This window comes from Phytoactinopolyspora limicola (assembly GCF_011320225.1).
Classification (GTDB): domain Bacteria; phylum Actinomycetota; class Actinomycetes; order Jiangellales; family Jiangellaceae; genus Phytoactinopolyspora; species Phytoactinopolyspora limicola.
Genome location: NZ_JAAOEN010000004.1, coordinates 59,480 through 79,692 on the forward strand (window position 1 = coordinate 59,480; position 20,213 = coordinate 79,692).

Genomic DNA, 20,213 nt, shown 5'->3' on the forward strand with positions numbered 1-20,213 from the left:
CGTACATCTGCATACACATACATCCATGCAGATCCTCCGGTACTATGCACGCGACGAAGTTTTAGACAAAGTGCTAGACATGAGGACAATTCGGTAGTGAGGTGCGATGAGGCACACCACGTGCACCGCCCCGGTTGTCCGCGCTGCTGTGCTGTCCGATCTCCACACTGCGTTCGAGACGTTGGGGCGAGTGGTCTGCACCGGCCCGGCCGGCATCGGCAAGACCGTCCTACTCGACCAACTCCTGCGCGCCCTCCCCGAAACACAGGTTCTGCGGGCCTACCCGCGGGGTGAGCCGGAGGCCTATTCCACCCTCGCCGAACTGCTGGACGGCCTGCCACCCGCGTGTGTGGCCGAACTCCCCGGGCCCCGGCGCGCCGCGCTGGCCAGTGTCCTGCGCTGGGACCAAGCTGACGACACACCGGACCCTACGGCGCTGCGGCTCGCGGTCCGCGACGTGCTTGCCCGACTAGCCGGCCCCGATCCGGTGCTCCTAGCCGTCGACTCCATCGACGACGCCGACGATGCCTCACTCGACCTCCTCGGACACGTGCTACGTCATGTCCCCGCGGACCGACTGCACCTCCTCGCGACGGCGCGTAGCCCAGGTTTTGCCCACCGCCTCGACCTGTCCGGCGATCACGATGCCCCGATCCCGGCCTGGACCATGGCCGAGGTGGCCGAGCTGTTGGCACCCCTGAGACTGCCTGGCCAGGTTGTTCTACAGGTGCACCGTCGAAGCGGCGGGTCGCCCGACCTGGCCGCCCGGATCGGGGCGGCCGCCGGATCGGCGTTCCACGATGCCGCGTCGATGCCGGCGCTTCCACCTCCGGCCGCGGCACTCACTCGGGAGCACCTGTCCGCGCTGTCGGCCAGATCCCGGGAAACCCTGTTGTTCGCGGCGCTCGCCGTCAAACCGTCACCCCCGCTCCTGCAACGGGCCGGCCGGCACAGCGCCATGGAAGATCTCCTCGAGGCAGCCGTGCTCGGTCTGATCCGGCAGAACACCACCGGCGAGATTCAGTTCACCGCCGACGCCACGGTCGAAGCCCTGATCACCGACACCCCAACACCGGAATGCCAACGCGCTCACGAACTCCTCGCCGAGGCAGAGACGGATCCGGTGGTAGCCCTCCGGCACCGGGCCAACGCTGCCCGCAGCCCAGCACCGGAGCTGCTCACGGAGTTGGACGCGGCCTGCGCTACCGCCGCCCAGCGCGGATCCGCGCTGCTCGCGGCCGAGCTGGCGCTCCTCGCTGCTGACCACACTCCACATTCCGACCATGACGCGCTGATCGAGCGGCTCGTCCAAGCTACTCAACACGCGAGCTGGGCCGGCAGATACGGCCTCGTCCAACGAGCGGCACACAAGGTGCTGTCGATGGCGACCGACCCGTCGCACCGGCTGCGCACCTTCCTCGCCGTGATCAACTCGGTCGGGCAAGGTTTCACGAAGGTGCACGACGTCTTCACCGAAGCCGCCGCCGAGGACGGCGTCGACCCCTTCCTCAAGGCCCAGCTGACACTCTGGCGAGCCTGGCGGGCCAACGTCAGCGACGGCGACCTGCAAGCCACTCTCGACCTCGCCGGGCAAGCCGTCCAGCACGCTCGGGAGGGCGCCGATACCTTCACCGAGATGCAGGCATACGCCCTGATGGCGCGCATCCTGCGCTACCTGGGGCGGGACGGGGTCGAAGACGCGCTGATCCGCGCCGAGTCGCTGGAGACCACCCCCGACGTCGAGATTCCCGCGTCGCCCCGGTTCGCCCGGGCCCGCGATGCCCTCTTCGACGACCGGCTCGACGCCGCCCGGCAACAGTTCGGCGCACTTCTCCCGATGGCTCGGCGCAACGGCGACGTCAAGTCGCTGCTGGAGGTGCTGCGCAACCTCGCCGAGGTCGAGGTCCGGGCCGGCCGGTGCGCCATGGCACGAGAGCACCGCGACGAGTTCCTCACCAAACTGGCCGGCTCCGACCTTTCCCCGGGCCCGAGCTGGTATTCGGCGGGGTTGGTGGAATGCGACGCCGGCGACATCGACCGGGCCCTCGGCTTCGCCACCCAGGGCCTGCACACCGCCCGGGAGGACAACGACGTCATCTTCACCGCTCGCAATCTGTATGTGCTGGGCCGAGCCAGGCTCCTCAAAGGAGACGTCGACGAAGCCGTCCGGTGCCTGCGCGAGGCGGAACGCTTGGAGCTGGCCAGCGGAACCATCGACCCGTCGGTGCTTCCGTGGCCGAGCGAGCTGGCCGAAGCGCTGGCCGCCAGCGGTGAGGTCGACGCCGCCCAGGAACTTGTCGCCACCACCCGCAAAACCGCCATCAGTTTGGGTCGAGACAACGTACTCCCCCGGCTCGACCTCGCCGAAGCCGCCTGCCGGATCGCGATTCATGAACACGACGGTGCACTGGACCTGCTCCAGCAGGCCGCCGACGGTTTCGAGGAACGTGGCTTGGCCATCGAACATGGCCGCGCCCTGTTGACCACCGCCGGGGTCTACCGCCGGCTGCGCCGCCGGTCTACCGCGCGGGAGCTGCTGAACCAGGCCGAGCAGGTGTTCACCGGCTGTGATGCCCGGCCGTGGTTGCTGTTGGTCGCGGCCGAGACCCGTCGGCTCGGGTTCGGGTTCGACGCTGGTTCCGCCGGTGGACCTGCTGCCCCAGGGGCCGGTTCGAGGCATCCTGAGCTCAGCCCGTCGGAAGCCCGGTTGGCCGAGCTGATCCGCGATGGCGCCAGCAACCGTCAAGCGGCGAGTTCACTCGGGGTGAGTGTGAAGACGGTTGAAGGCACCCTCACCCGCATCTACCGCAAACTCGGCATCCGGTCGCGCGCCCAGCTCAGCCGCTACCTGCCCTGAGCCCGCCGGTTGACGCCCCGCCCTCTACTCCCGGCAACGATCACCGGGAGTAGAGGAGACGAGCTCCTGGCCCCTTGGCCCGTCCTCAATGTCGAGGGTTGAAACGAGGGTTTCCCGGTACTGTCGGCGAGCGGCCTGCCCGCCGGCGCTAGCGCCGACATCGACCCCTCCACCATCGAGTCCGGTGCGTCGGCGACACTCACTATCTCCACCAGCGGAACAACCGGCACCATCACCAAACCGGTAACCGTCGGCTGGGAGCTTTCCGCCAATAGATGCTGGCGGAAGCTCTAAGGACAATCAACTTTCCATCCCCGAAACGCGTGGGCCCCGTCGTCACGGCGGGGCCCACGCATCCGGATCGACGGCGCCGCACCAAGCATCCCGAGCCCGGCTCAGGGTTCTAGCAAGGGTTTTCCCTGTACGTCCCCCTCGCTCGCCGGCCATACCGTCTCGATACCCCATCAAGGCGGTCGGTCACGAGCCGGACCGTCGTACCCGTCGCCGGGGCCGCACCGGCCCCGATACAGGAGGTGAAACCGACATGGGCAAACCCCATGTCCGGCGGTTTGCCGCTGGAACGGTCGCAGTCGGTGCCGCACTGGCCCTTGGGATGTCCCCCCTAGGCCCGGCCCACGCGACCAGCGCAACAGACGACGACGTCGAGATCCTCGCCGCCGACGAACCCGATCGGATCCCCGGTGTCTACATCGTCAACCTCGTCGAGGAACCCGGAACCCAGTCCGAGGACGACGTCAACGACGCGGCAGACGCGCTGATCGACGAGTACGGCGGCGACGTCCGCTTCGTCTACCATGCCGCATTGACCGGGTTCTCCCTGGAGACCACGGAGGACGCCGCGCTGGAACTGGCCGCCGACTCCAGGGTCGCATCGGTCGAGGCGGTGGGCATGGCCCGCATCGCCAACGAGACCCAACCGAACCCACCCAGCTGGGGCATCGACCGCATCGACCAACGCAACCTTCCCCTCGACCGCAGGTTCACCTACCCGACCAGTGCCGGCACGGGTGTCACCGTCTACGTGCTCGACACCGGCAACCGGCACACCCATCAAGACTTCGGCAACCGCGCCCGTGGCGGCCGCGACTTCATCACCCCCGGCGGGAACTCCGTCGACTGCAACGGCCACGGCACCCACGTCGCCAGCAGCGCCGTCGGCAGCGCCTACGGGGTCGCCAAGCGGGCCTCCACCGTCGCCGTACGGGTCCTCGGTTGCGACGGCAGCGGCTCGTGGGATGGCATCGTCGGTGGCGTCGATTGGGTCACCGCCAACGGCCAGCGCCCCGCCGTCGTCAACATGAGCCTCGGCGGCAGCGGTTCGCAGCCGTCGCTGGAGAACGCCGTCCGCCGGTCCATCAACGCCGGTTTCCAGTACTCGATCGCCGCTGGCAACAGTGGTGTGAACGCGTGCAACTTCACGCCGGCCCGGACCCCGGAGGCGATCACCGTCGGCTCCACCCAGTCCAGCGACGGCCGCTCGGTTCATCCCGGCTGGGCCAGCAACGTCGGCACCTGCCTGGACATCTTCGCCCCCGGCAGCAGCATCACCGCCGCCTGGCACACCAGCAACACCGCCACCAACACCATTAGCGGCACCTCCATGGCCGCACCCCACGTCGCCGGTGCCGCTGCCCTGTACCTCAGCGAGAACCGCAACGCCACCGCCCAACAAGTCAAAGCCGCACTCGTGAACAACGCCACCACCGGCGTCGTCACCAACCCCGGTGCCGGTTCCCCCAACCGGCTCCTCTACACCGGATTCATTCAGGGTGGGGAACCACCGGACGACGACGACTTCAGCATGACGGTGAGTCCGGGATCGGGCGCCGTAGAACCGGGCGGTTCGGTCACCGCCACCATCAACACCCAGGTGACCAGTGGCGACCCCCAACAGGTCACCCTGTCGGCGAGCGGCCTGCCCGCCGGCGCGAGCGCCGACATCGACCCGTCCAGCATCCAGTCCGGGCAGTCGGCCACGTTGACCATCTCCACCAGCGCCAGCACACCAACCGGCACGTACAACGTCCGCATCGACGGCGACGGCACGGAAGTGGATCGCAACGCCACGTTCCGGCTGACGGTGACGGGCGACGACCCAGACGGACCACAAGCCGACTTCACCTACGGCTGCATGACGTCGACGGTCTGCTACTTCGACGGATACCGCTCCTCCGGTGACCACCCCATCGTCTCGTACAACTGGAACTTCGGCGACGGCAACACCGGTGAAGGGTGGATGGTCTTCAACGTCTTCAGCAGCCCCGGCACCTACGACGTGACACTGACCGTCACCGATTCGACCGGAGCAACCGGCACGATCACCAAACCGGTTTCGACCGTGGGTTAGTGCTTCTGCCCATCCCACGCGTGTGGACCCCGCTGACGCCAGCGGGGTCCACACGCCTACGTCGGCATCTCAGACCAACACCGACACCTCGGAGCACGCCATGGTCACCACCCCGGTATATCCAGTCCATCCTGTCCATCAACCCGGACCAGTCCGGCCGGCGTATCCAACACCGCTGGTCGGGAGGGAAGACGAGCTGAGCGATCTGGTCTACGCGCTGCGGCATCCACCAGCCCTGGCCGTGATCGACGGCGAGGCCGGCGTGGGCAAGAGCCGGCTCATCCACGATGCCCTTCACGAGGCCGGCCCCGGTGTGCGTGGTCCGTGCCTCGTCACTAGGTGCCTGCCGACCCGGAGTCCGCTTCCGTACGGACCGGTCCTCGACGTCGCTCGCCGACTCACCATTCCACGGCCGGAGCGGCTGAACCCGGTCTGTGGTGCCCTGCATCCTTACCTGCCTGAGCTGGCGGCGATCCTGCCCGCTCCGGTTCCAACGGCGCTCGGCTCCGGGGGTGAGTGCCATCGCCTGTTCCGAGCGCTACGCGAGTTGCTGGCCGCATCCGGCGCCGCCGTCCTCGTGATCGAGGATCTGCACTGGGCCGATTCCGATACCGTCGATCTCATCCGGTTCCTCGCCGCCGATCTGCCGGGAACGTTGTCGTTGGTACTCACCCGCCGACGCGACGTCCCGCACCCGCCGGGGGTCCCCCTCGGCCGGACGCTGCGGCCGGGCCCGGACACAGCCCACGTGGTGCTCTCCTTGGGCCCGCTGGATGCTGGCGAGACCGGTGCCCTGGCGGCGGCCGAGTTCGGCGTCCCAGGTCTCGCGACGCCGGTCGCCCACGCCATCCACGCTCACACCGGTGGGATTCCCTACCTCGTCGAACAGGTGGTCCGTTCCCTGCCCGCACCGCCCCCGCCGGTCCCGGCCAGTCCAGTTCCGGGCACCTCTGACCCCCGGTGGGATCTCCCCGTTCCCGTCGCACTGCGCGATTGGGCGGCCGAGCGCCTGACGATGCTCGACGAGGCCGCGGCCCACGTGGTGCGTGCCGCCGCCGTCCTCGAATCCGCTGTCTCCGAAGACCTCCTGGGCGCGGTGGCCGGCAGCGCCGCTGAACCCGGCGGTGTGGCCATGGCGTTACGTACCGCGTTGACGGCAGGGCTGTTGCACGAAGCTGGCGAAGGACGCTACACGTTCCGGCACGGCGTGGCCCGCAAGGCGGTCTACGATGCGATCCCGGGACCAGATCGACGGGCCCTGCACCAGCGTGCGCTCAAGCACCTAGTCCGGCAACACCCGCAGGAGTGGCTGCGGCTGGCGCACCACGCCGAGCGGTCCGCCGACGCACCGGCGTGGTCACGGTACGTTGCAGCAGCCGCGGCTGAAGGGGTGGCCAGCGGTGATGCCCGCCTGCTGGCTGATCTGGTCGAACGGGTCTTGGCGACGGCGGACGCCGCCCGAGAGGTCCGCGGCGACCTGGCGTGCACTCTCGGCCGAGTGGCCGTGGCCGGGCTCGAACACGAACGCGCCATCACGATCCTGCGGGCGGCCGTCGACCGGCACCGGTTGCCGGCCGCGGTCCGGGGGGAGATCCGGGTGTACCTCGGCCTGCTCCTTTCGCAACAGGCCAGTGACGTCTCGGCGGGGCGAGCCGAACTCGAACGCGCCGTCGACGAGCTCGACGACCGGCCCGCACTGGCCGCGCGGGCGATGGCGGCGCTCGCTCTGCCGGGTCGTAGCGGCGTCTCGCTCAGCCAGGACCAGCAGTGGGTGGCCCGCGCCCAGCGCCTCGTCGCGTCGGCCCGCTACCGCCCAGCTGGTGAGGCGGCACCCCTGGTAGTGGAGGGCAGTGCGCTGGCGGTCCGGATGGCCACCGGTGACCCCGACGTGTGGCCCGACGTCGAACGGTTGTTGGCCAAACAGGGCACGCCGGACGGACAGCCCACGCCGGATGACCAGCGTGCGGCGGCGTGGATCTACTGCGAGCTGGCCGACAGCGCCAGCTGGTCGGGACACGACGAGGCGGCGCGCCGGTTGAGCACGCTGGCCGGGCAGATCGCCGCGGAACACTCAGCGCCGTACTACGCCGCCGTGGCCACCGCGGCCCAGCTGCGCGCGGACTGGTTGGCCGGCCAATGGCACGGCCTGGCGGATCGTGCCAGAGACCTGCTGGCCGGCCACGCCGGGGTCGCTCGAGTGGCTGCCGAGGCGCACCTCGTGCTCGGATCGCTGGCGGTGACGCAGGGTGCCTGGGCGGAGGCGGAGGCACATCTCGACGCGGCCGGCCTCGATGAGGCCGGCGCTACGGCGACTCCGGTCATTGCCGCCGCCGCGGCCACCCGCGCCCGGTTGCGGATGGGTCGCGGCGACATCGACGCGGCCGTGGCCGAGATCCACGCCGCGATGGACATCATCGAGCGCAAACAGGTCTGGCCATGGGCCGCGGAGTTGGCTCCCACGGCCGTGAACATCCTGATCCGGGCCGGTGCGACACGTGACGCCCAGCGCATCGCCGCCGACCTCGCCGGCGGTACGGCCGGCCAGGACACACCACTCGTGGCGGCGGCGTTGCACATGTGCCGTGGTGCGTTCGCGGCCGCCGCGGCCGAACCTGCCTCGGCCGCGGCGGCGTTCGGGCGGGCGGAGGTCGCCTACGCGGCGTTGCCACGGCCGTATCCGGCTCTGCGGGCTGCCGAGTCGGCGGCCCGGTGCCGGCTCGACAACGGCGACCCGTCGGCCACGACGGAGCTGCTGGACCTCGTGGAGCGCTTCACCGAGTTGGGTGCCGCCCGCGACGCCGGCCGCTGTCGGCAGACGTTGCGGGCGGCCGGCGTCGTCATCGCCTCGCCGAAGGGCCGGCGCGGGTACGGTGACCAGCTGTCGCCGCGCGAGGGCGACGTGGCGCGGCTTCTGGCACTCGGGCAGACCAACCGGGAGATCGCGGAGGCGTTGTTCCTGTCGCCCCGCACGGTTGAGCAACACGTCGCCCGGGTGCTGCGCAAACTCGGTCTCCGGTCGCGCACGGAGGTGACCTCCACCCCCTGATCACGACGAGAGACCACACACGGGCGGGGCGCATCCGCTCAACGGGCAGCGAGCTCCAACCGCTGATGAGAGGCTTCCTCGTCCTGTGCCACGCAGTACTGCGCCTCTTTGCCGATAGCGCGGTACGGGCAGTCGGCGTACTCCATCAGATGCAGCACCGCGGCCCGGTTCCTGGCCGTCTCTCGCTCGATCACCGACGGAGGCGGGTAGAAGTTGGCGTGCCGCGGATACATCTCGAAGGTGAACGAGAATATCCCCTGGTTCGCCCACATCCAGTCGATGATCGAGCCGTCGGTGATGTATAGGCCGCTGGATTGCATCGGACGGTAACCGTTGGTCTGGGCCATCGCCCGGCCAAGGGTCACGAACACCGCGTTTTCGTCGGGACTCATGTCGGGTCCGGTCGAGTTGTAGGTGTAACCCATCGGCCACAACACGAGTTCGCTGTAGGTGTGGAAGTCGATGTGTGCGGTGATCTGCTGTTCGCCGTTCACCACCCGGCTGCGGACGAAGTTCGCCAGCGCCCGCACCTCCGGAGCCGACTCCGGCCCGGCTCCGCGATAGACGTCGCTGCGCGGGTTGTTCGACGACCCACCACAACATCCCCATCGATGGGCCCAGTTGCGGTTGAGGTCGGTGCCGATGTACGGGCTGTTCCGGTTGGGCTGCCGGTTCTTCCGCCACATCCGGCCGGACCCCACCATGTCGTAGACCACCCCGTCGGGGTTGGCCATCGGCACGATCCAGATCTCGCGGGAGTCGAGGAGCCTGGTCACGGCTGGGTCGCGGCCGTACTGCTCAGTGAGCATGGCCGCCAGGTAAAGGTTCATCTCGGAGGTGAGCCGTTCGCGGGCATGCAGGTTGCCGTTGATGAGGATCTCCGGCACATCCTCGTCGACGTGCACGTTATTGCTGATCTTGAGCGCGGGGATGTCCCGGCCTTGGTGTGACCGCCCAATGCTCACCTTCCGTGCGAGGTGAGGATACGACGCCGCGATTGACTCCAGCTCGGCGACCATCTCACTGTAGGTGCGATATCGCGCCTGCTGGATCTGCCCCTCGAACGGCTGCGGCAGTAGTTCGACGGTGAACCCCAGCTCTTTGATCGCCTCGATCTCCGCCCGATGCGCGGTGACGACGACGTGATCGTCCCCGACCTCGTCGATCGCCACCCCCGTCCGCGCGATCCTGGTGCGCTGTTCCCTGGTGTCGGGGCCGAGCACCCGGTACCGCTGTGGCGACGCCTGCCGGTCCGGCTCGGACTCGGCCCCTGCATCCGATCCGGTTGCATCGTTCGGGTCCGGACCGGACTGAGCCGCCACGGGGACGGCCAGGCTCAACGTCAGTGCTGCGATGGTGGCGCCGACGACGTGAGCGCGAATGCGTCTCATGCTGATCACCTTCCTTGCGGCCCGCCCGGCCACATAGCGGCCGTTTCGAGCGGGCGGCGTACACCGGCAGCATCAGGGACCTACCCGGGGTGAACAATCCGGATTTGTCTAGGTAGATCGAGAAGTCAGCACCAGGTCGCACGGCACAGATCCGGCGACGACGATTTCCGCCAGGCGTCATCAGGAGGGCCCTGACCCGCAGATTCGCCCTAAACGAACGGCCGACGGTGGATGAATTACGAAGGGCGCGGCATCCACGGATAGACCGGCGAACTCAGGGCCAAAGCGAGGGTTTTCCCTAAATGACCAACTATGCGACTATTCGCAGGTTCTCCAGTATTCAGGTCGGCGCATTGTGATGCCGCCATCCGGCAGGGGCCACGTGCCCTCATCCCCCCGGCGGCAACTCCGTCGACCGCAACGGCACCCACGTCGCCAGCAGCGCCGTCGGCAGGGTCACCGCCAACGGCCAGCGCCCCGCCGAAGCGGTAACCCTGCCTCGCCATTGGCGTGGCAGGGCCCACCTCACACGATCATGGGCGGTCACGCGAACTCGCCCAGATTCCCACCAACCGGGCGATCACCACTGTGAGGTACAGCGTACCCGCGACGGTCTCGAACGACGCCAACGACCGCGCCCAGGCCGTCAGCGGAAGGATCTCGCCGTACCCGAGTGTGGCCATGGTGACGTAGCTGTAGTACACAAGCTGCTGCCATGCTGGCGATTCTCCAGGCGTCGTCGGATCCTCGAAACTCCCGGGCTGAGTGATCTCGACAATCGAGAAGACCGCACCGAAGAAGCCACCCATGATGATGTAGACACACACCGCCGCCGCGATGAGATCGACGCCAACCGCCTGCCCCCGGCGGAAGACGAACCGCAGCAGCGACAACACCAGTGCCAGCATAAATGCGGCCACCGACCCGAGCATGGCAAGCGTCACCGGCTCGCTGTGCTGCGCGAAGGCGAACCAGATCCCGAATACGGCGAACACCGAGCCGAGCACGAGGAACCCGCCGACGCGCTGGCCCTCCTCGCGGACGACGAGAACCCCGAAGAAGATCATGCCGGCATAGAGGATCATGTACAGGCCGGTCCACAGCTCGCCATAGAGCGTGATCGGGTACCCGAATTGCAAGAGCACCGCAACGACGAGCAACGACACCAAACTTGTGGTGCGACGAGAGAACCGATCCAGCCGGGTTGGATGCGATCTACCGGGTTGCATGCGCTCCATGAAACCAGTTGGCGCGCTGACCGGGCGGAACCTTGCTAATGTAGCCAGCCGTGTCTGACCACGTGACGTCCGAACCACCCCGGCGACGGCTAACCCGGCTCGGCGGCAGCGTCCATGTTGGCGGCATCGAACTGTTCTTCGACCTCGTCTATGTGTTCACCATCATCCAGTTGTCGCACTACCTGCTGCACGACATGTCGTGGCGCGGCGCAGCGGAGACAGCCGTGCTGTTTCTAGCAGTGTGGTGGGGATGGAACTACACAGCGTGGGCCATGAACTGGCTCGACCCGGAGCACGCTGGGGTGCGCGCCCTGCTGGCCGTCCTGATGCTCGCCGCCCTCGGCATGGCCATCGCCATACCGGGTGCGTTCGCGGACAAGGCCGGCCTGTTCGCCACGGCCTACGTGTTCTTTCAGCTGCTACGCAGTGCCTTCATGGTGGCCGTTTTCCGGGGCCAGGTCATGGGCCGCAACTATGCCCAGCTCCTGACGTGGAGCGCCATCGCCGGCGTGATCTGGATCGTCGGCGTGTTCGTTCCCGACGACACTCGCCTGGGTGTGTGGGCGCTGGCCGTCGCTGTCGACTACGCCGCTCCTCGGATCGGCTTCTGGCTACCTGGAGCCGGGGCGACCCAGATGTCCGACTGGCCGCTGGCCGAAGAACATCTTGCCGAGCGCAACCGGCTCGTTTTCATCATCGCACTGGGCGAATCCATCCTGATTCTGGGTTTCGCCCTCTCCGAGGTCGAGCTGACCACCGCGGTGACCACAGCGGCCGTAGTCGGATTCGCCACCATTGTCATGCTGTGGTGGCTGTACTTCAGCTTCCGCCTGGGCAACGCCGAACATCAGGCGCCCGACGCGCGCAACGCCACCGCGATGGCGCGCACCGCCTACGCCTATGCACATGCGTTGATGGTCGGTGGAGCCATCGTCGTCGCCGTCGGGATCGAACAGATCACGTTGCATCCGCTGGATGACGCCACATGGCCACTGGTGGGCACGGTACTCGGGGGGCCGGCGATCTATCTTGTCGGCAACATCATCTTCAATGTCGCCCGCACCGGTGCGGTGCCACGATCTCGGCTGGTGGCCTTAGCCGCACTGGCCGCGCTCGCGCCGATGAGCCAGGTGATGTCCACACTCGTTCTCGGGCTCTCGGCGCTCACGGTGCTGACGGTGTTGGCAGTCACCACCGGCGAAATCCGAGCCAGCGAGGATGCTGACCTCTAGACGGGTTCGCCCAGGTCAGTCGCGCACCGCGGATTCCCGCTCGACCACACTCGTGGTGTGCCTAACCTCGGCCACGTCCCCGTCGATTCAGTGGCCACATACCTGCTTGATGGCCGCCGCGACACCGGCCGCAGCCGAGTCCGGGAGGACCGCGGCGATGTGGGCGTCGGGCCGGACGAGCCACAACTCCCCCAGGCGGGCGGCGAGCGTGGCGGTCAGCGTCCCGGTCGGATCGAGGGTGCTCATCACCTCGGCCCGTACCGCTGCTCCAGTGGCCGACGCCGCCGCCGACCGCGCCGTCGTGATGTCCACGCCGTGGCTGGCCAGGAGCAAGAACCCGTCACGGGCCAGCTCGCGCAGCCGCCTCGGCCGCCCGTCGTCGACCACCGGCAGGTCGGGTAGCAGCACACCGGGTGCGGCTGGTGGAACGGCACCACGCTCGGGCCGCTCGGCGAACGGGCGGGACGGATCCGGCGTGGTCAGCGGCGAGTCGACGTACCAGAACGGTTCGGCGAGCCGTCCAGAGTCGACCGCTGCCCTGGCGCGTGGATCGTGTGCGGCGCGTTCGAGGGTGTCCAGCCGGATGCGGCGCTGCTCGTCGTCATGGGGAACGAGGAAGTTCATCGTGGCGGTGGTGACGTCGAGGTTCTCTAGTGCGGCGGCGTGCCGTTCGGTGTGGTAGGTCTCCAAGAGCGTCTCACGGGCCCAGCCGTTCAGCACGAAGGCCAGCTTCCAGGCCGCGTTCTCCGCATCACCCACCCCGGAGTTCAGTCCACGTGCCCCGAACGGCGCCATGACGTGGGCGCAGTCGCCGGCCAGCAGCACGCGGCCCACCCGCATGCGGTCGGCGACCCTGGAGTGGAAGCGGTACACCGAATTCCACCCGATCTCGTACGGCCGGTCGCCGATGACGGCCCGGATCCGCCGGTCCAGCGCACCGCTGGCCTCTTCGGCGGCGAGATCGTAGTCCCCCGGCACCTGCCAGTCGATACGGAACGTCGAGTCAGGACACGGGTGGATGAGGATCTGCCGGCCCGGGTTCCACTCCGGGTCGAAGTAGAAGCGCCGCTCGTTGGCCCATCCCGGCAGGTCGGCCCGGATGTCGCAGATGAGGAAACGGTCGTCGAACGAGGCACCGTCGAATCCGACCCCGAGACCCTCGCGGAGGGCATCGCAGCGGGCACCTGCACACACCACGGCGTAGGGGGCGGGGATGGCGACCGGTCCGCCCGGCGTGTCGCAGCGTAGCTCCACACCGTTGGTGTCCTGCTCGATGCCGGTGACGGTGTGGCTCCACCGGACGTCGATCAGCGGCTCGGCGGCGATGCACTCGTCGAGGATCTCTTCGGTGCGCGCCTGCGAGATGTTCACGAACGGCGGCAGCGGCGAGCGGCCCGGGTCGAGTAACTGGTAGGAGAACAGTTCCGTGTCCCGGTAGAAGGTGCGGGCCGTCGTCCAGGTGAGCCCTTCGGCGGCGATCCGCCCAGCGCCGACCGACGCCCACACGTCGAGCACGTCGCGTTGCTGACAGATGGCCTTGGACCCGATGGGGTCACGTTCCGGCCGCCCGTCGAGCAACACCGATGGGACACCCCACCGAGCCAGCAGCAACGCCGTCGTCTGCCCGACCGGTCCGTTGCCGACGATCGCTACCAACACCCCGCCCCTCCTCCTGCGCCCCTCCCATGATCATGAACACTTTGCCGTGCGATAGCACGGCAAAGTGTTCATGATCATGAGTGGAGTTGGTTCCAGACGTCGCGATCACGCTCGGCGGTCCAGATCTCCGGCCGCTCGATGCCGGCCAGTTCGTCCCACACCCGCGACACGTCGAACGGCAAACAATGCTCGAAGATCGGCCATCCGCCATAACGGTCCACCAGGGCCGCATGACACGCCACGAACGCCTCCCGCAACGTCCCGCCACGGGCCTGCACGGCACCAACCTCGGCCAGCAACACCTGCAGGAAATGCCGCGTCTGCCCCACCGCGGCCGCCACCGCGTCCCGACCCCGCACCACGGCTCCACGTCCACCCACCAGGGTCTCGGCGTCCAGCGCAGCCACCCGATCCAGGGTCGACGACGACCAGTCACGGTGAAATGCGTCACCGGTGTACAGCGCAGCCTGCGCCTCCACCAGGTCACCGGCGAAGAGAATCCGCTGGTGCGGCAGCCACGCCACGATGTCACCCTCCGTATGCCCACGGCCCAGATGTCGCAGCTCGACGACGCCGCGATCGCCACCCAGGTGAATCGTCGCCGTGTCATCGAAGGTCAGCGTCGGCCAGGTGAGGCCCGGAATCGACGCCGGCTCTTTGAACAACCGGGGCATCCGCCCATACTCGGAGGCCCAGTCCTGCTCCCCTCGCTCGGCGATCAACACCCGGGTGTTGTCGTGCGCCACGATCACCTCGGCGTCGAACGCACTGGCCCCCAGCACCCGCACCGCGTGGTAGTGCGACAGGACCAGGTACCGGATCGGCTTGTCCGTGTATTCGCGCAGCTTGGCCAGCCATTCACCGGCCGCGACCGGCGTCGCCAACGCCTCGAAGCACACCAGGAAATCCTCGCCCTCGACGGCGCCGACGTTGGGGTCGCCCTCGGCGGTCAGCGCGTAGACCCCGTCGGCGAGCACCTCCAGCGTCTGTTCCTTCTCTTCTACATCCGCCGACGACGCGAACGGCCTCGCACCCACAACAACCACCTCAGGATGATTAAATGTTTGACTAAATGAGGATGTCGTGAGCCTACCCCAGGCCGCACCTCGGCACTAGAGCGAACTTCCAACGACGAGGAGATCGACGTGGAACCCGCGGACGACGGCCCGGAGGTCCTCGACGAGGCGGCACCGGGACACGCCGACGCTGACCACCTCGACTATCTGTCGTTCATCGATCACGCCATCGGCCGTGCGACGGCGGAGCGACCCGACCTCGACGCCGCCGCCATGCGTATGGTGCTCACCCTGCACCGGCTCGCCAGCACCGTTGTCTACGACCTCGAGTCCACCGTGCACCGGCCAAGCGGGTGGACGTGGCCCGGATTCCGGCTGCTGTTCGTCCTATGGCTGGCCGGTCCGATGGAGGCCAAACGGGCCGCCGAACTCTCCGGCACCAGCCGCGCCGCGGTATCTGCGCTGGCCAACACGCTAGAACGGGATGGGCTGCTCGGCCGTCGGCGCGACACGCTCGACCGCCGCTCGGTGCGGCTGAGCCTGACCACCGCCGGTAGAGCGTCGATCTCCGCGGCGTTCGGGGCGCACAACGCCCGTGAACAAGCCTGGGCCGACACGTTGACCGACGATGAGCTAGCCACGTTCAATCGGCTCCTGGACAAACTCATCCAGGGCCCTCAGGCCACGCGCGCCAACCGTCGCTTCTAAGCTTGCTTTCTACCCGTCCACGGCAGGTTCGACGCGGCCGGTGACCTCACCGAGGCTGATCCGCCCGCCATCCGCCGTAGGCGCGGTGCCACTGATGGTGACGGTGTCGCCGTCGGCGAGAAACGTCCTCGTGCTGCCGTCCTCCAACGTCAGCGGCTCGGTGCCGTTCCAGGTCAATTCGATCAGCGATCCGCGCTGCTCACGTTCAGGCCCGGACACCGTGCCCGACGCGTAGAGGTCACCGGTGCGCAGACTGGCACCATTCACCGTCATGTGGGCCAGCATCTGCGCCGGAGACCAGTACATCCGCGTATATGGCGGACGGCTGAGCACCTGACCGTTCACCTCGAGCGCAAGATCCAGGTCCAACGCCCAGGCCTCTTCGGCCAGATACTCCAGCGGCGCCGGATCCTGGGGCGGTCGCGGCACCCGCGCCGCCGCCAGCGCGTCGAGCGGTACCACCCACGGCGACACCGTCGTCGCGAACGATTTACCCAGGAACGGGCCGAGCGGCACATACTCCCACGCCTGGATGTCCCGCGCCGACCAGTCGTTGACCAGGACCACCCCGAAGACGTGCTCGGCGAACCGGCTGACCGGGACCGGCCGGCCCAACTCACTCGAGGCGCCAACGACGAAGCCGACCTCGACCTCGACGTCCAGCTTCGCCGACGGACCGAAAGTGGGCGCGGCAGCTGACGGCGCCTTGCGCTGCCCGCACGGGCGCACCACCGGGGTGCCCGAAACAACCACCGTGCCGGCCCGGCCGTGGTAGCCGACCGGCAGGTGCTTCCAGTTCGGAAGCAGCGGCGCGGCGTCGGGACGGAACATCCGGCCGATGTTGCCCGCGTGGTGCTCGCTGGCGTAGAAGTCGACGTAGTCGGCGACGCCGAACGGCATCTGGAGGACGACGTCGCCGACCGGATACAGGTGCGGGGTCAAGCGCGGCTCGTGCGACGTGTCGGTCAGCAGGTCGACGATCCGGTTCCGGGTCTGCGTCCACGCCGTCCGCCCGCGGGCGAGGAACGCGTTCAGCGACGGCGCGGCGAACCCGTCGTCACCCAACGCCGCGGCGAGATCGAGGACGTGATCACCGATCCGCACCCCGCACCGCGGCGGCTCACCCGGTGGGGCGAAGACACCGTAGGGCAGGTTTGCGAGGCCGAAGCCAGAGTCTGCTGGGACCGGCGCCCATGTCCGCGTCATCCGTCGTTACCCTTCATCGTCGTTGTGCCAGCTCCGGTCAGGAGGCGAGGCCGAGTTCGTGGGCTTCGGTCGCCGGCGTCGCCGTGCTGCAGGAGCCGTAGCTGACGAACGTGTGCCGAGTCCGACGCACCGCGTCCGCGTCCAAAACCTTGGCGCGCTGGACCAGTTCGGCTGCCTCCTCGATCCGCAACGTCGCCGCCACGTCGTTCGCTTCCGCGCCGGACACCACCGTCTCCGCGGTGGCCACCAGCAGATTCAGATATCCGTGGTGGGTGAACCCGGTGCTGGCGTCCGTATAACGCACGGCATGATGCAACCCCGCCGTCGCCTTGATCGCAACGCCGGCCCGCGTGGCCGCCACCACCGCAGCGGCCAGGTCGTCTGGCGACGGGAACAGCTCCGCGCGCACGCCGCCGCAGCGCAGCTTCACTCCGACGAAACGTCGCCTCGAACGCGCCGCGACAGCCGGCGCCAACGCGTCGACGTCGGCCAGCACCGCTGGTTCGACGAACAACGGCACCGTCGGAGGCACCCCAGCGGCGTCCACCGCGGCAACGGCAGCGTCGAGGGCGGCAACGGGCGCCGGTACCGGCTCACCGCCCGCGCGGGCCAGGGGAAACTCGACTCCGGCCAGCTCGAGTCCGGCGTCGGCGGCAATCTCGGCGACGGCCGCGCCCAGGCCGACCGCGCCGGCGTCGGCGATGACCCCGACCCGGATCCGGCCCTCCGTCCGCGGCCCGCCGCGCAGCCCGCCGCGCAGCACGCCACGCAGCTCCGCCACCCGCGACACCGGGCATAGAAAACGGTGGGACAACACCGGGCTCGCCTGGGCGAGGTCCTGGCGGTGGCGTTGCACCGCGTCGGCCATGGTCAACGCGGTGGGCGGAAACAGGCCGGCGTCGTCGACCAGACCGGTCATCAGACCCGTCGTGGGTCCGGCAGCCGAGCCCGTCGTCGGCCCCGTCGTCGGCCCCGTCGCTGGCCCGGGCAAGGTCACGTGTTCTCCCGATTCCAGCTCCACGCATAGGCGGGGTCTTCGGAGGCGTACCCGCCCTCACCCATCTCCAACGGCCGGAAGGTATCGACCATCACCGCCAACTCGTCGAAGTACTCGACGCCGACACTACGCTCGTACGCTCCCGGCTGCGGCCCGTGCGACCAACCACCCGGATGCAAGGAGATGGAGCCTTGCCCGATACCCGACCCCTTCCGCGCCTCGTAGTCGCCGCCGCAGTAGAACATGACCTCATCGGAGTCGACGTTGGAGTGGTAGTACGGGACGGGAATAGACAACGGGTGGTAATCCACCTTGCGGGGCACGAAGTTGCAGATGACGAAGTTGTAGCCCTCGAACGCCTGGTGCACCGGCGGCGGCTGGTGGACCCGTCCGGTGATCGGCTCGAAGTCGGCGACGTTGAAGGTGTAGGGGTAGAGGCAGCCGTCCCAGCCCACGACGTCGAACGGGTGCTTCGGGTACACGAACCGGGTGCCGACGATGCCGCCCGGGCCACGGTGTTTGACCAGGACGTCGACGTCGTCACCGTCCATGAGGAGAGGTTCGCTTGGTCCGTGCAGGTCACGTTCGCAATAGGGGGCATGCTCCAGGAGTTGCCCGTAACGCGAGAGGTACCGCTTCGGTGGTGCGATGTGAGAGTTGGCCTCGATGACGTAGGCGCGCAGCGGCTCGTCGGGGTTGGGAACCCAGCGGTGGGTGGTGGCTCGGGGCAAGATGACGTGGTCTCCCTGCCGGACCGAGAGGGCACCGAACACCGTCTCGACGGTACCGGAGCCGGATTCGATGTAGACGTCTTCGTCCCCGATGGCGTTGCGATACAACGGCGAGGTCTCGCCGGCGACGACGTAGGAGATCCGGACGTCGCCGTTGCCGAGGACCAGACGCCGCCCGGTGACCACGTCGGTCGACTTCCACTCCTGGTCGGCGAAGAGGTCGTGCAGCTTCAGATGCCGCGGCTTGAGCGGGTGGTTCGCGGTCAAGGTCTGGTCCGGCAACTCCCAGACCTGCGAGTCGGCGATGGTGGAGGGGATGTTGCGGTGGTAAAGCAACGACGAGTCGCTGGAGAAGCCCTCCTCCCCCATCAGTTCCTCGTAGTAGAGGCCGCCGTCCGGGCGGCGGTGTTGAGTGTGCCGCTTGGGTGGGACATCGCCCACATGCCGGTAGTACGCCATCGTCGGCCTCCTTGCAGCGACACATTTGAGATGAGCGATAATCGCACGTATAGTGCGTATTCGGCACCTTCACCTTAGGTAGTGATCCAGAACACGTCAAGGGATAAGGGTTGTGAGCATGGCTGACGTCGCGGATCCCCACCCAGAGCCGGAACGCGCCACGGCTGGCTCCAAGACCCTGGACAACGGCATCCGGGTACTCAAAGCCCTCGCCCAGCATCCGCGCGGCCTGACCATGACCGAACTGGCCACCGCAGTGGGTGCGCACCGCACGGTGGTATACCGGCTGCTCGGCACCCTCACCAGGCACGGCCTGGTGGCCCAGGGACCGGACAATCGGTACCAGCTGGGGCTGGCCATCATCGAACTGTCCGGCGCCGTACGGCCAGACTTGCAAACCCTGGCTCAGGCGCCGCTACGCGAACTGGCCGACGAAACCGGCGCCACCGCGTTCCTCTCGCTCCTCGACGGTGACGAGGTGGTCAGCACGCTGGTGGTCGAGCCGCTGCACGCCGACGCCCACGTCGCATACCGCCTCGGCACCCGTCATCCGGTCACCCTCGGCTCGGCCGGGCTCGCTATCCTCAGCGCCCGCGCACCACGCGCGAACGAACGCGGCGAAATCTCACTCGCCCGCGAGCGCGGCTATTCGGTGAGCCAGGGCGAGATCCAGCGCGGCGCCTGGGGACTGGCCGCACCCATCCGGCCGCGCAGCGGTGACGCCGAAGCCTCCGTGGGGGTCGTGGCGTTGCAGCCGCTGGATGAGGTGCACGTCGCCCGGCTCGTCATGGATACGGCCGAAACAATCGGCAAACTCATCCCCTGACCTGCCCCTCGGTGGCGGATTCGGCCGGGCGGCCAGGCGTCGGGGCGCCGGATCAGGGCCAGAGATCCCAGTGCGCCATCGCGCACTTCGCTACCGCCAGATGGCGTTAAGCGCCGGAATCGGGCTTTAACGCCATCTGGCGGTAGCGAAGTCCGAGCCGGGCAGGCACGGTCCCGTCACCCCAAAGGGAACGTGTTGATCACCCGGACGACAACAAGGAGGCTTACTGCGGCCCCGCCCCGGACACAAGGACGCTTACTGTCGCCAGAGCAACAACAAGGAGGCTTGCTGCACACGGCGGTGCGCCGTAAGGAAGCTTATTGCAGCCGACGCCGTGGGCGGTATCGCCAGAATGTACGCCGAGACCGACGCCCGCGAAGGGCGCGGCGGACGCTCTGACGATCAGATGCACGCCGCGCGACCGCACACGTTTGCCGTGCACCTGATCGTTCCGCGTCCACCTCGTGAGATCCGACCGG

The 20,213-nt window shown here is 68.2% G+C and carries 13 protein-coding genes; 6 read left to right on the top strand and 7 right to left on the bottom strand.

The genetic code is table 11. The features are described 5' to 3' along the window. Nucleotides 1-106: 106 nt before the first annotated feature. From G8760_RS11965 to G8760_RS11975, 3 genes are all read left to right on the top strand, one after another. Complete coding sequence (locus G8760_RS11965; RefSeq protein ID WP_166351271.1) at nt 107-2,857, top strand: helix-turn-helix transcriptional regulator; 2,751 nt, start codon at nt 107-109, stop codon at nt 2,855-2,857. A gap of 544 nt (nt 2,858-3,401) precedes the next feature. After that, complete coding sequence (locus G8760_RS11970; RefSeq protein WP_207782274.1) at nt 3,402-5,225, top strand: S8 family serine peptidase; 1,824 nt, start codon at nt 3,402-3,404, stop codon at nt 5,223-5,225. 100 nt (nt 5,226-5,325) lie between these two features. Then, complete coding sequence (locus G8760_RS11975; protein WP_166351273.1) at nt 5,326-8,271, top strand: ATP-binding protein; 2,946 nt, start codon at nt 5,326-5,328, stop codon at nt 8,269-8,271. 38 nt (nt 8,272-8,309) lie between these two features. Here G8760_RS11975 and G8760_RS11980 read toward each other — a convergent pair whose 3' ends face one another. Together G8760_RS11980 and G8760_RS11985 are read right to left on the bottom strand one after the other, a co-directional pair. Beyond that, nucleotides 8,310-9,662 (bottom strand): M14 family metallopeptidase, encoded by a 1,353-nt coding sequence (locus tag G8760_RS11980; protein WP_166351275.1) that lies wholly within the window; start codon nt 9,660-9,662, stop codon nt 8,310-8,312. Between the two features lie 533 nt (nt 9,663-10,195). Beyond that, nucleotides 10,196-10,828, bottom strand: coding sequence for a potassium channel family protein (locus tag G8760_RS11985; protein WP_207782275.1), 633 nt, complete (start codon nt 10,826-10,828; stop codon nt 10,196-10,198). Nucleotides 10,829-10,950: 122 nt separating this feature from the next. Here G8760_RS11985 and G8760_RS11990 point away from each other — a divergent pair, with 122 nt between their 5' ends. Beyond that, nucleotides 10,951-12,132, top strand: coding sequence for a low temperature requirement protein A (locus G8760_RS11990; RefSeq protein ID WP_207782276.1), 1,182 nt, complete (start codon nt 10,951-10,953; stop codon nt 12,130-12,132). Between the two features lie 87 nt (nt 12,133-12,219). Here the strand turns inward: G8760_RS11990 and G8760_RS11995 are convergent, their stop codons facing one another. Together G8760_RS11995 and G8760_RS12000 are read right to left on the bottom strand one after the other, a co-directional pair. After that, a complete protein-coding gene (locus G8760_RS11995) occupies nt 12,220-13,791 on the bottom strand; it encodes an FAD-dependent monooxygenase (RefSeq protein ID WP_207782277.1) in 1,572 nt (523 codons plus the stop codon). A 74-nt stretch (nt 13,792-13,865) separates the two neighbouring features. Then, a complete protein-coding gene (locus G8760_RS12000) occupies nt 13,866-14,828 on the bottom strand; it encodes an MBL fold metallo-hydrolase (RefSeq protein ID WP_166351279.1) in 963 nt (320 codons plus the stop codon). A 108-nt stretch (nt 14,829-14,936) separates the two neighbouring features. Here G8760_RS12000 and G8760_RS12005 point away from each other — a divergent pair, with 108 nt between their 5' ends. Beyond that, on the top strand, nt 14,937-15,515 hold the full coding sequence (locus G8760_RS12005; RefSeq protein ID WP_207782278.1) for a MarR family winged helix-turn-helix transcriptional regulator: 579 nt from the start codon (nt 14,937-14,939) through the stop codon (nt 15,513-15,515). A gap of 9 nt (nt 15,516-15,524) precedes the next feature. Here the strand turns inward: G8760_RS12005 and fahA are convergent, their stop codons facing one another. The 3 genes from fahA to G8760_RS12020 are packed head-to-tail and all read right to left on the bottom strand — an operon-like array spanning nt 15,525 to nt 18,908. Beyond that, nucleotides 15,525-16,721 carry a fumarylacetoacetase gene (gene fahA / locus G8760_RS12010; protein WP_166351281.1) on the bottom strand — a complete coding sequence of 399 codons (1,197 nt, stop codon included), beginning with the start codon at nt 16,719-16,721 and terminating at the stop codon, nt 15,525-15,527. A 37-nt stretch (nt 16,722-16,758) separates the two neighbouring features. Then, nucleotides 16,759-17,718: a hypothetical protein gene (locus tag G8760_RS12015; protein WP_207782279.1), complete on the bottom strand. Its 960-nt coding sequence runs from the start codon at nt 17,716-17,718 to the stop codon at nt 16,759-16,761. Continuing rightward, the gene (locus G8760_RS12020) at nt 17,715-18,908 is read right to left on the bottom strand and encodes a homogentisate 1,2-dioxygenase (RefSeq protein ID WP_166351283.1); all 1,194 of its coding nucleotides are present in this window, start codon (nt 18,906-18,908) and stop codon (nt 17,715-17,717) included. The genes G8760_RS12015 and G8760_RS12020 overlap by 4 nt, the downstream gene beginning before the upstream one ends. Nucleotides 18,909-19,026: 118 nt before the next feature. Here G8760_RS12020 and G8760_RS12025 point away from each other — a divergent pair, with 118 nt between their 5' ends. Next, nucleotides 19,027-19,734 carry an IclR family transcriptional regulator gene (locus tag G8760_RS12025; protein WP_166351285.1) on the top strand — a complete coding sequence of 236 codons (708 nt, stop codon included), beginning with the start codon at nt 19,027-19,029 and terminating at the stop codon, nt 19,732-19,734. Nucleotides 19,735-20,213: the final 479 nt, after the last annotated feature.